The following is a 13080-nucleotide window of genomic DNA, read 5'->3' as shown; positions in this document are numbered from 1 at the left end:
GAGTAGTCACGGAAACTAATATGTAAAACTTAATTATGTATAGAGTCATTATAGTGCTATAAATTTTATGTTCAGAGAGCAGTTAGGAATAAAAATAGGTATAGCAAACAAGCCTACACGATGCAGGAATTTTCAGAAAAAAGTACTTAATTGTCAAACAGCTACTCTAATAAATTTAAAATACTAAAACCTGAAACTTTAAGTCTTGCATCTAGATGAATATTAATTCCAGCAATCATAGTCATAAATGAATAACGTTTTTTACCATGTATTCGTAAAGTATGAATTTTATAATCATTTAGAATACGATTGTTTATACGTTCTGAGCAGGTTCTAGTTTTATAAATAGTTTTCCATTGTTTTGAGCCGCGAGGCACAGGAGTAAACAACCGCAAATCCCATGATGGTTTAGTGTAGATTACTCGCCCATAAGGTGAAGGTGAGCACTGTTCACAGCAAGAGCAACTAGCAACCTTTTTTAAAACTAAAGGGCAACGCCATTTAAGGCGTGAACGACTTTTTTCATAACCGTTATAGACCATTTCATGGCCACCAATACAGATAGGAAATCCTTTTTCATTAATATCTAGAGTAACTGGATATTTTGAATTTCCTTTGTTTTTGGAGTTCAGATCAATAAAGGGATTAATGTTCCATTTAGAACATAATTCATATGTAGGGTAGTTATCATTAGCTGAGTCAAGAACATAATTTGATATAGTGAACTGCGGTAACAGTTCTCTAAATTCAGCTAATGCTACTATTCCAGTGACACTGTCGTGTCTGCTTGCCTCTACAAATCGTAGATAAATAGGTAGATCTATCTTATATTTTTTATTATAGACAGATAAAGCATAGAGAGTGTAGCCATAAAACCAACGATTTTCATGGCTGTCCCAACCCCAATTAGCATTTATGTCAGAAAGTCTACGAGGGCATTTGCAATCGTAAATTCCATTTTCACGGCAGTCACAAACTTTAGAACCATAGTAAGAAGACTTACAGTGAACACAAGTACCATCGCCGCCAACTGTAAGGTTATCTTTTTCTATTAAGTTAAGATTAAAAGAGGGTTCTACAGCAACTAATGAGAATATTTTTTGAAGCAGCCTTTCGGCTCTTAGGGAAAATGAGCGACCAGCTTCAAAAAAATCTGAAATTCTCTTAACAACACCAGTTTTTTTATTAGGAAGCTTTTTATTTTTCCCGGGTGCCTTAATTTTAGAGGGTTTCTTCTTATACGAATATATTTTTTTTAGGTTTACCCTGTCGGTAGACAGATTTGAAAGCCATAATCTAGAGATAAAATCATAATGAGCACCAAGTGATGGGACATTATTTTTAGTGCAGCCTATACAGGTTGCAAGTAACTCACAGGCATGAATCTTTTTAACCCAGTTGGTAATGCTTGTTTCCTTTTGAAAAAGCATTAAAGAAAATGAACGAAATATCTCAGGTTGAAGAGTTGCAGGTCTACCAATATTAGAATAATAAGGTTTTAATATCTCTCTAAGAATATCTAAGTCTAAGCAATACAACTTAGAGATAGAAGGTTCAAGTTCTATAATTTTTTTAGGAAAAGCTTTGTAGAAACATGAGAGATTTAAAATAATAAATTGCTGATAATCAGCATGAGAGCTCCAATTTTTAAGCATAAAATAATCCTCCTATTAAAACATGTCTTTAAGAGGAGGACCGCAAAATTTTACAGGCTTGTCAAGTGTTTTATGCAAAAAAAGTGGGGGAATCAACAAAAATTAATGATACTAAAAATGAGTAATCACAGGATCTAAGGAGTTTCCGTGAAAGCTCTGTTTGAGTAGTCACGGAAACTAATATGTAAAACTTAATTATGTATAGAGTCATTATAGTGCTATAATTTTTATGTTCAGAGAGCAGTTAGGAATAAAAATAGGTATAGCAAACAAGCCTACACGATGCAGGAATTTTCAGAAAAAAGTACTTAATTGTCAAACAGCTACTCTAATAAATTTAAAATACTAAAACCTGAAACTTTAAGTCTTGCATCTAGATGAATATTAATTCCAGCAATCATAGTCATAAATGAATAACGTTTTTTACCATGTATTCGTAAAGTATGAATTTTATAATCATTTAGAATACGATTGTTTATACGTTCTGAGCAGGTTCTAGTTTTATAAATAGTTTTCCATTGTTTTGAGCCGCGAGGCACAGGAGTAAACAACCGCAAATCCCATGATGGTTTAGTGTAGATTACTCGCCCATAAGGTGAAGGTGAGCACTGTTCACAGCAAGAGCAACTAGCAACCTTTTTTAAAACTAAAGGGCAACGCCATTTAAGGCGTGAACGACTTTTTTCATAACCGTTATAGACCATTTCATGGCCACCAATACAGATAGGAAATCCTTTTTCATTAATATCTAGAGTAACTGGATATTTTGAATTTCCTTTGTTTTTGGAGTTCAGATCAATAAAGGGATTAATGTTCCATTTAGAACATAATTCATATGTAGGGTAGTTATCATTAGCTGAGTCAAGAACATAATTTGATATAGTGAACTGCGGTAACAGTTCTCTAAATTCAGCTAATGCTACTATTCCAGTGACACTGTCGTGTCTGCTTGCCTCTACAAATCGTAGATAAATAGGTAGATCTATCTTATATTTTTTATTATAGACAGATAAAGCATAGAGAGTGTAGCCATAAAACCAACGATTTTCATGGCTGTCCCAACCCCAATTAGCATTTATGTCAGAAAGTCTACGAGGGCATTTGCAATCGTAAATTCCATTTTCACGGCAGTCACAAACTTTAGAACCATAGTAAGAAGACTTACAGTGAACACAAGTACCATCGCCGCCAACTGTAAGGTTATCTTTTTCTATTAAGTTAAGATTAAAAGAGGGTTCTACAGCAACTAATGAGAATATTTTTTGAAGCAGCCTTTCGGCTCTTAGGGAAAATGAGCGACCAGCTTCAAAAAAATCTGAAATTCTCTTAACAACACCAGTTTTTTTATTAGGAAGCTTTTTATTTTTCCCGGGTGCCTTAATTTTAGAGGGTTTCTTCTTATACGAATATATTTTTTTTAGGTTTACCCTGTCGGTAGACAGATTTGAAAGCCATAATCTAGAGATAAAATCATAATGAGCACCAAGTGATGGGACATTATTTTTAGTGCAGCCTATACAGGTTGCAAGTAACTCACAGGCATGAATCTTTTTAACCCAGTTGGTAATGCTTGTTTCCTTTTGAAAAAGCATTAAAGAAAATGAACGAAATATCTCAGGTTGAAGAGTTGCAGGTCTACCAATATTAGAATAATAAGGTTTTAATATCTCTCTAAGAATATCTAAGTCTAAGCAATACAACTTAGAGATAGAAGGTTCAAGTTCTATAATTTTTTTAGGAAAAGCTTTGTAGAAACATGAGAGATTTAAAATAATAAATTGCTGATAATCAGCATGAGAGCTCCAATTTTTAAGCATAAAATAATCCTCCTATTAAAACATGTCTTTAAGAGGAGGACCGCAAAATTTTACAGGCTTGTCAAGTGTTTTATGCAAAAAAAGTGGGGGAATCAACAAAAATTAATGATACTAAAAATGAGTAATCACAGGAGCTAAGGAGTTTCCGTGAAAGCTCTGTTTGAGTAGTCACGGAAACTAATATGTAAAACTTAATTATGTATAGAGTCATTATAGTGCTATAAATTTTATGTTCAGAGAGCAGTTAGGAATAAAAATAGGTATAGCAAACAAGCCTACACGATGCAGGAATTTTCAGAAAAAAGTACTTAATTGTCAAACAGCTACTCTAATAAATTTAAAATACTAAAACCTGAAACTTTAAGTCTTGCATCTAGATGAATATTAATTCCAGCAATCATAGTCATAAATGAATAACGTTTTTTACCATGTATTCGTAAAGTATGAATTTTATAATCATTTAGAATACGATTGTTTATACGTTCTGAGCAGGTTCTAGTTTTATAAATAGTTTTCCATTGTTTTGAGCCGCGAGGCACAGGAGTAAACAACCGCAAATCCCATGATGGTTTAGTGTAGATTACTCGCCCATAAGGTGAAGGTGAGCACTGTTCACAGCAAGAGCAACTAGCAACCTTTTTTAAAACTAAAGGGCAACGCCATTTAAGGCGTGAACGACTTTTTTCATAACCGTTATAGACCATTTCATGGCCACCAATACAGATAGGAAATCCTTTTTCATTAATATCTAGAGTAACTGGATATTTTGAATTTCCTTTGTTTTTGGAGTTCAGATCAATAAAGGGATTAATGTTCCATTTAGAACATAATTCATATGTAGGGTAGTTATCATTAGCTGAGTCAAGAACATAATTTGATATAGTGAACTGCGGTAACAGTTCTCTAAATTCAGCTAATGCTACTATTCCAGTGACACTGTCGTGTCTGCTTGCCTCTACAAATCGTAGATAAATAGGTAGATCTATCTTATATTTTTTATTATAGACAGATAAAGCATAGAGAGTGTAGCCATAAAACCAACGATTTTCATGGCTGTCCCAACCCCAATTAGCATTTATGTCAGAAAGTCTACGAGGGCATTTGCAATCGTAAATTCCATTTTCACGGCAGTCACAAACTTTAGAACCATAGTAAGAAGACTTACAGTGAACACAAGTACCATCGCCGCCAACTGTAAGGTTATCTTTTTCTATTAAGTTAAGATTAAAAGAGGGTTCTACAGCAACTAATGAGAATATTTTTTGAAGCAGCCTTTCGGCTCTTAGGGAAAATGAGCGACCAGCTTCAAAAAAATCTGAAATTCTCTTAACAACACCAGTTTTTTTATTAGGAAGCTTTTTATTTTTCCCGGGTGCCTTAATTTTAGAGGGTTTCTTCTTATACGAATATATTTTTTTTAGGTTTACCCTGTCGGTAGACAGATTTGAAAGCCATAATCTAGAGATAAAATCATAATGAGCACCAAGTGATGGGACATTATTTTTAGTGCAGCCTATACAGGTTGCAAGTAACTCACAGGCATGAATCTTTTTAACCCAGTTGGTAATGCTTGTTTCCTTTTGAAAAAGCATTAAAGAAAATGAACGAAATATCTCAGGTTGAAGAGTTGCAGGTCTACCAATATTAGAATAATAAGGTTTTAATATCTCTCTAAGAATATCTAAGTCTAAGCAATACAACTTAGAGATAGAAGGTTCAAGTTCTATAATTTTTTTAGGAAAAGCTTTGTAGAAACATGAGAGATTTAAAATAATAAATTGCTGATAATCAGCATGAGAGCTCCAATTTTTAAGCATAAAATAATCCTCCTATTAAAACATGTCTTTAAGAGGAGGACCGCAAAATTTTACAGGCTTGTCAAGTGTTTTATGCAAAAAAAGTGGGGGAATCAACAAAAATTAATGATACTAAAAATGAGTAATCACAGGAGCTAAGGAGTTTCCGTGAAAGCTCTGTTTGAGTAGTCACGGAAACTAATATGTAAAACTTAATTATGTATAGAGTCATTATAGTGCTATAAATTTTATGTTCAGAGAGCAGTTAGGAATAAAAATAGGTATAGCAAACAAGCCTACACGATGCAGGAATTTTCAGAAAAAAGTACTTAATTGTCAAACAGCTACTCTAATAAATTTAAAATACTAAAACCTGAAACTTTAAGTCTTGCATCTAGATGAATATTAATTCCAGCAATCATAGTCATAAATGAATAACGTTTTTTACCATGTATTCGTAAAGTATGAATTTTATAATCATTTAGAATACGATTGTTTATACGTTCTGAGCAGGTTCTAGTTTTATAAATAGTTTTCCATTGTTTTGAGCCGCGAGGCACAGGAGTAAACAACCGCAAATCCCATGATGGTTTAGTGTAGATTACTCGCCCATAAGGTGAAGGTGAGCACTGTTCACAGCAAGAGCAACTAGCAACCTTTTTTAAAACTAAAGGGCAACGCCATTTAAGGCGTGAACGACTTTTTTCATAACCGTTATAGACCATTTCATGGCCACCAATACAGATAGGAAATCCTTTTTCATTAATATCTAGAGTAACTGGATATTTTGAATTTCCTTTGTTTTTGGAGTTCAGATCAATAAAGGGATTAATGTTCCATTTAGAACATAATTCATATGTAGGGTAGTTATCATTAGCTGAGTCAAGAACATAATTTGATATAGTGAACTGCGGTAACAGTTCTCTAAATTCAGCTAATGCTACTATTCCAGTGACACTGTCGTGTCTGCTTGCCTCTACAAATCGTAGATAAATAGGTAGATCTATCTTATATTTTTTATTATAGACAGATAAAGCATAGAGAGTGTAGCCATAAAACCAACGATTTTCATGGCTGTCCCAACCCCAATTAGCATTTATGTCAGAAAGTCTACGAGGGCATTTGCAATCGTAAATTCCATTTTCACGGCAGTCACAAACTTTAGAACCATAGTAAGAAGACTTACAGTGAACACAAGTACCATCGCCGCCAACTGTAAGGTTATCTTTTTCTATTAAGTTAAGATTAAAAGAGGGTTCTACAGCAACTAATGAGAATATTTTTTGAAGCAGCCTTTCGGCTCTTAGGGAAAATGAGCGACCAGCTTCAAAAAAATCTGAAATTCTCTTAACAACACCAGTTTTTTTATTAGGAAGCTTTTTATTTTTCCCGGGTGCCTTAATTTTAGAGGGTTTCTTCTTATACGAATATATTTTTTTTAGGTTTACCCTGTCGGTAGACAGATTTGAAAGCCATAATCTAGAGATAAAATCATAATGAGCACCAAGTGATGGGACATTATTTTTAGTGCAGCCTATACAGGTTGCAAGTAACTCACAGGCATGAATCTTTTTAACCCAGTTGGTAATGCTTGTTTCCTTTTGAAAAAGCATTAAAGAAAATGAACGAAATATCTCAGGTTGAAGAGTTGCAGGTCTACCAATATTAGAATAATAAGGTTTTAATATCTCTCTAAGAATATCTAAGTCTAAGCAATACAACTTAGAGATAGAAGGTTCAAGTTCTATAATTTTTTTAGGAAAAGCTTTGTAGAAACATGAGAGATTTAAAATAATAAATTGCTGATAATCAGCATGAGAGCTCCAATTTTTAAGCATAAAATAATCCTCCTATTAAAACATGTCTTTAAGAGGAGGACCGCAAAATTTTACAGGCTTGTCAAGTGTTTTATGCAAAAAAAGTGGGGGAATCAACAAAAATTAATGATACTAAAAATGAGTAATCACAGGAGCTAAGGAGTTTCCGTGAAAGCTCTGTTTATATAAGGGGGAAGAAAAGTACCAATATTATAAGATGGGGGGGCAAAAGATGTTAAATTTCTTTGTTAAAAGACTATTTTCAACTGTGATTACAATCTTCGTCGTTATCACAATAACTTTTTTCTTAATGCGATTAATGCCTGGCGGACCATTTTCTGGTGAAAAAAAGCTTAATCCACAGGTTTTAGAGAATTTGAACAAGAAATTTGGTTTGGACAAACCTGTATTTAAACAATACACTATGTATCTAAAAAATCTTTCGCATGGGGACCTAGGTCCTTCAATGACATATGAAGGAAGAACAGTTAATGAAATTATAGGATATTCTCTTCCGGTTTCTGCTAGATTAGGTGTGGTTTCTGTAGGGTTTGCTATGGTATTAGGTGTATATCTAGGAATAGTTGCAGCCCTCCATCAAGGAAAATGGCCGGATAAATTATGTATGTTTATTTCAACCATTGGAATTACGGTACCAAGTTTTGTAATTGCGACACTAATGATTTATGTATTCGCAATAAGGATGGGTATATTTCATGCCATAGGGCTTGAATCTCCTATGGATTATGTTCTTCCGTCAATTGCTCTTGGAGCATCTTCGATGGCCTTTGTTGCAAGACTTGGAAGGTCGGCTTTACTTGATGTTATAAGGACGGATTATATTAGAGTTGCAAGGGCTAAGGGACTTTCTAAAAATTCAGTTATATATAAACATGCTTTAAGAAACTCATTAATTCCTATTGTAACTTATATTGGACCACTTCTCGCTGCTGTTTTAACTGGTAGCTTTGTAATTGAAGGGCTGTTTGGTATCCCAGGTATGGGCCGAGAATTCATTACAAGCATAACAAACAGAGATTACACCGTGATAATAGGTTTTGTAACTTTAGATGCTACCTTCTTAGTACTTTCTAATTTTGTTGTTGATATACTTTACGCAGTAATTGACCCAAGAATAAAAATTGAATAATAGGGGGTGCATAAACATGGAGATAAATAGTGAGTTATTTGAAAAAATACCAAATGACAAGAAAAAAATGAATGAGATAGTTAGACCAAGTGAAACTTATCTACAGGATGCTTGGAGAAGATTAAAACAAAACAAGCTTGCGATGGGAGGATTAGTTTTTGTTATATTAATAACTATACTTGCTATAGTTGGCCCAATGTTATCAAAGTATAATTATTATTCTCAGAATTTTAGAATTGCAAACCAAAACCCTAGTGCGACTCATTGGCTCGGTACTGATAAGTTTGGTCGCGACCAATTTGTAAGAATATTATATGGAGCAAGAATTTCACTTATCATTGCATATGTTGCAAGTATATTAAATCTTGTTGTAGGAATTTTGTATGGTAGTATTGCAGGATATGCAGGTGGTATTGTTGATAATTTAATGATGAGGATTGTTGATGTAATTTGGTCAGTACCTAGTATGATTTATGTTATTCTCTTGATGGTTATACTTACTAAACCAAATCATCCATCAGCCGATGGGGGTATGTTAAATATTATAATTGCAATGGCAATATCCTTTTGGGTGGTAATGGCAAGAATAGTTCGTTCGCAAGTTATGGCACTAAAGGAACAGGAATTTGTCCTTGCTGCAAAGGTTTCAGGTGCGTCTAGCATGAGAATAATACTAAAACATCTTATTCCAAATAGTATGGGACCGATAATAGTAACAATGACAATGTCTGTACCGGGTGCTATTTTTACAGAAGCTTTTCTTAGTTTTATAGGACTTGGAATTTCTGCACCTCAAGCATCATGGGGAAGCCTTGCGTCAGAAGCATTAGATGGATACCAACTTTACCCATTACAATTGTTTTTCCCGGCGATGGCAATTTGTTTAACAATACTTGCATTTAATTTCCTTGGTGACGGCTTAAGAGATGCTCTAGATCCAAAGATGAGAAAATGAGTAGTCACGGAAACTAATATGTAAAACTTAATTATGTATAGAGTCATTATAGTGCTATAAATTTTATGTTCAGAGAGCAGTTAGGAATAAAAATAGGTATAGCAAACAAGCCTACACGATGCAGGAATTTTCAGAAAAAAGTACTTAATTGTCAAACAGCTACTCTAATAAATTTAAAATACTAAAACCTGAAACTTTAAGTCTTGCATCTAGATGAATATTAATTCCAGCAATCATAGTCATAAATGAATAACGTTTTTTACCATGTATTCGTAAAGTATGAATTTTATAATCATTTAGAATACGATTGTTTATACGTTCTGAGCAGGTTCTAGTTTTATAAATAGTTTTCCATTGTTTTGAGCCGCGAGGCACAGGAGTAAACAACCGCAAATCCCATGATGGTTTAGTGTAGATTACTCGCCCATAAGGTGAAGGTGAGCACTGTTCACAGCAAGAGCAACTAGCAACCTTTTTTAAAACTAAAGGGCAACGCCATTTAAGGCGTGAACGACTTTTTTCATAACCGTTATAGACCATTTCATGGCCACCAATACAGATAGGAAATCCTTTTTCATTAATATCTAGAGTAACTGGATATTTTGAATTTCCTTTGTTTTTGGAGTTCAGATCAATAAAGGGATTAATGTTCCATTTAGAACATAATTCATATGTAGGGTAGTTATCATTAGCTGAGTCAAGAACATAATTTGATATAGTGAACTGCGGTAACAGTTCTCTAAATTCAGCTAATGCTACTATTCCAGTGACACTGTCGTGTCTGCTTGCCTCTACAAATCGTAGATAAATAGGTAGATCTATCTTATATTTTTTATTATAGACAGATAAAGCATAGAGAGTGTAGCCATAAAACCAACGATTTTCATGGCTGTCCCAACCCCAATTAGCATTTATGTCAGAAAGTCTACGAGGGCATTTGCAATCGTAAATTCCATTTTCACGGCAGTCACAAACTTTAGAACCATAGTAAGAAGACTTACAGTGAACACAAGTACCATCGCCGCCAACTGTAAGGTTATCTTTTTCTATTAAGTTAAGATTAAAAGAGGGTTCTACAGCAACTAATGAGAATATTTTTTGAAGCAGCCTTTCGGCTCTTAGGGAAAATGAGCGACCAGCTTCAAAAAAATCTGAAATTCTCTTAACAACACCAGTTTTTTTATTAGGAAGCTTTTTATTTTTCCCGGGTGCCTTAATTTTAGAGGGTTTCTTCTTATACGAATATATTTTTTTTAGGTTTACCCTGTCGGTAGACAGATTTGAAAGCCATAATCTAGAGATAAAATCATAATGAGCACCAAGTGATGGGACATTATTTTTAGTGCAGCCTATACAGGTTGCAAGTAACTCACAGGCATGAATCTTTTTAACCCAGTTGGTAATGCTTGTTTCCTTTTGAAAAAGCATTAAAGAAAATGAACGAAATATCTCAGGTTGAAGAGTTGCAGGTCTACCAATATTAGAATAATAAGGTTTTAATATCTCTCTAAGAATATCTAAGTCTAAGCAATACAACTTAGAGATAGAAGGTTCAAGTTCTATAATTTTTTTAGGAAAAGCTTTGTAGAAACATGAGAGATTTAAAATAATAAATTGCTGATAATCAGCATGAGAGCTCCAATTTTTAAGCATAAAATAATCCTCCTATTAAAACATGTCTTTAAGAGGAGGACCGCAAAATTTTACAGGCTTGTCAAGTGTTTTATGCAAAAAAAGTGGGGGAATCAACAAAAATTAATGATACTAAAAATGAGTAATCACAGGATCTAAGGAGTTTCCGTGAAAGCTCAAAATAAGTAAGGGGGAAATTATGGAAAAATTACTTGAAATAAATAATTTGAAAACATCTTTTTTTACACATGTAGGAGAGGTGCAGGCTGTAGGTGGAGTATCCTTTTACTTAAATAAAGGTGAGGCTCTTGGAATAGTTGGAGAATCCGGAAGTGGAAAAAGCGTTACTATGATGTCACTTATGAGACTACTTGCTGATACAGGGAAAATAATAGATGGTGAAATGCTATTCCAAGGAAAAGATTTAGCAAAGATTTCCGAGAAAGAAATGGAAAAAATAAGAGGAAATGAAATTGGAATGATATTTCAGGACCCCATGACTTCCCTAAATCCTGTATTCAACATAGGTAATCAAATAATGGAACCATTACTTAAACATAGAGGATTAAGTAAGCAAGAAGCTTTTGATAAGTCAGTGAAAATGCTTTCATTAGTTGGAATCCCAAGTCCTGAAAAAAGAATGAAACAATACCCTCATGAATTTTCTGGTGGTATGAGACAACGTGCAATGATTGCTATGGCATTATGTTGTGAACCAAAATTGTTAATTGCAGATGAACCTACAACAGCCCTAGATGTTACTATACAGGCACAAATTCTTGAACTTATGAAGGATATTAAAGAAAAATTAAACACTTCTATTATTCTTATAACGCATGATTTAGGCGTGGTTGCAGATGTTTGCGACAGAATAAATGTTATGTATGGTGGATTAATTGCAGAAACGGGTTCTACTAAGGACTTATTTTATAATCCAAGGCATCCATATACTTGGGGGCTTTTAAATAGTATTCCAAATCCCCAAAGTACCATAAGGGAAAAATTGAAACCAATAGAGGGTCAACCGCCAGATTTGTTAAAACCTCCTGTGGGATGTCCATTTGCAGCTAGATGTAATTATTCTATGAAGATTTGTGAAAAGCAAAGACCGCCATTATTTCAAATTAGTCCTGAGCATAATGCAGCTTGCTTTCTAAATCACCCTAGTGCACCTAAGGTAAAAGCACCTGTTGGAAGGGGGAGTTTATAATGAGTGTTGAAAAAGTGTTAGTTGAAATAAAAGATTTGAAAAAATATTTTCCTGTTAAAAAGGGATTGTTTGGTACAGCTCATAGTTATGTAAAAGCAGTAGATGGTATTTCTTTTACGATCAATAAAGGTGAGACTTTAGGGCTTGTGGGAGAATCAGGCTGTGGTAAAACAACCTGTGGAAGAACAATAATAAAGCTATATGAACCAACTGGTGGACAAATAATATACGATGGACATGATTTATCAAAGTTAAGTCAAAAGCAGATGCTTCCTTATAGAAAAAAAATTCAAATGATATTCCAAGACCCCTATGCTTCGTTAAATTCAAGAATGACTGTTGGCGACATAGTTGGTGAATCAATTGACATTCATGGTGTTTATAAAGGTAAGGATAGAATGGCAAGAATTCAAGAACTGTTAACAACCGTGGGATTAAACAGTGAACATTCTAGCAGATATCCACATGAATTTTCTGGCGGTCAAAGACAAAGAATTGGTATAGCTAGGTCTCTAGCAGTGCAACCAGAATTTATAATTTGTGATGAACCTATATCTGCACTTGATGTTTCCATACAAGCACAGATTATAAATATGCTCGAAGAGTTGCAAGAAAATATGGGATTAACCTATCTTTTTATAGCTCATGATTTATCAATGGTTAAGCATATATCAAATAGAATTGGAGTTATGTATTTAGGTAAAATGGTTGAAATAGGTAAAAGTGATGAGGTATATAGCCGCCCAATGCATCCATATACTCAGGCGCTACTTTCGGCTATTCCAATACCGGACCCTGAAGGTGCAGCACTAAGAAAGAGGATTATGCTTGAGGGAGAAATACCATCACCTATAGATCCTCCACCGGGATGTAGATTTAAAGGTAGATGTAAATATGCTAAGGCAATATGTTCAGAGGTAGACCCAGAGCTTAAAAATTTAGGGGCAGACCACTTTGTGGCTTGTCATTTATTTTAAATGGTATAAAAATTTTGTTTAGCGAATATATTATTGAGTATAATTCGATGCTTTGCAACGAATAGTTATAT

At 34.1% G+C, this 13080-nt stretch carries 9 protein-coding genes; 4 read left to right on the top strand and 5 right to left on the bottom strand.

Annotated features, from left to right (window positions below):
- Positions 1–161 precede the first annotated feature (161 nt).
- From ACWJKS_RS14040 to ACWJKS_RS14025, 4 genes are all read right to left on the bottom strand, one after another.
- Positions 162–1655 carry a hypothetical protein gene (locus tag ACWJKS_RS14040; protein WP_462959674.1) on the bottom strand — a complete coding sequence of 498 codons (1494 nt, stop codon included), beginning with the start codon at positions 1653–1655 and terminating at the stop codon, positions 162–164.
- 323 nt (positions 1656–1978) lie between these two features.
- On the bottom strand, positions 1979–3472 hold the full coding sequence (locus tag ACWJKS_RS14035; protein WP_462959674.1) for a hypothetical protein: 1494 nt from the start codon (positions 3470–3472) through the stop codon (positions 1979–1981).
- A gap of 323 nt (positions 3473–3795) precedes the next feature.
- Positions 3796–5289: a hypothetical protein gene (locus ACWJKS_RS14030; RefSeq protein ID WP_462959674.1), complete on the bottom strand. Its 1494-nt coding sequence runs from the start codon at positions 5287–5289 to the stop codon at positions 3796–3798.
- A 323-nt stretch (positions 5290–5612) separates the two neighbouring features.
- Entirely contained in the window at positions 5613–7106 is a 1494-nt protein-coding gene (locus ACWJKS_RS14025; protein ID WP_462959674.1) for a hypothetical protein, read from the bottom strand.
- Positions 7107–7317: 211 nt separating this feature from the next.
- Between ACWJKS_RS14025 and ACWJKS_RS14020 the strand changes: the two genes are divergently transcribed.
- Together ACWJKS_RS14020 and ACWJKS_RS14015 are read left to right on the top strand one after the other, a co-directional pair.
- A complete protein-coding gene (locus ACWJKS_RS14020; RefSeq protein ID WP_462959806.1) occupies positions 7318–8235 on the top strand; it encodes an ABC transporter permease in 918 nt (305 codons plus the stop codon).
- A 16-nt stretch (positions 8236–8251) separates the two neighbouring features.
- The gene (locus ACWJKS_RS14015) at positions 8252–9190 is read left to right on the top strand and encodes an ABC transporter permease (RefSeq protein ID WP_165413896.1); all 939 of its coding nucleotides are present in this window, start codon (positions 8252–8254) and stop codon (positions 9188–9190) included.
- Positions 9191–9349: 159 nt separating this feature from the next.
- Here the strand turns inward: ACWJKS_RS14015 and ACWJKS_RS14010 are convergent, their stop codons facing one another.
- Positions 9350–10843, bottom strand: coding sequence for a hypothetical protein (locus tag ACWJKS_RS14010; RefSeq protein WP_462959674.1), 1494 nt, complete (start codon positions 10841–10843; stop codon positions 9350–9352).
- A 178-nt stretch (positions 10844–11021) separates the two neighbouring features.
- Here ACWJKS_RS14010 and ACWJKS_RS14005 point away from each other — a divergent pair, with 178 nt between their 5' ends.
- Positions 11022–12032, top strand: a complete 1011-nt coding sequence (locus ACWJKS_RS14005) for an ABC transporter ATP-binding protein (RefSeq protein ID WP_216303283.1) — start codon at positions 11022–11024, stop codon at positions 12030–12032.
- On the top strand, positions 12032–13009 hold the full coding sequence (locus ACWJKS_RS14000; protein WP_220319652.1) for an ABC transporter ATP-binding protein: 978 nt from the start codon (positions 12032–12034) through the stop codon (positions 13007–13009). Before ACWJKS_RS14005 ends, ACWJKS_RS14000 begins: the two co-directional genes overlap by 1 nt.
- Positions 13010–13080: the final 71 nt, after the last annotated feature.

The sequence above is a fragment of the Clostridium sp. CM038 genome (genome assembly GCF_055081105.1).
The sequence above is the reverse complement of the archived record's forward strand: the minus strand, read 5'-3'. Positions and strand labels throughout refer to the sequence as shown.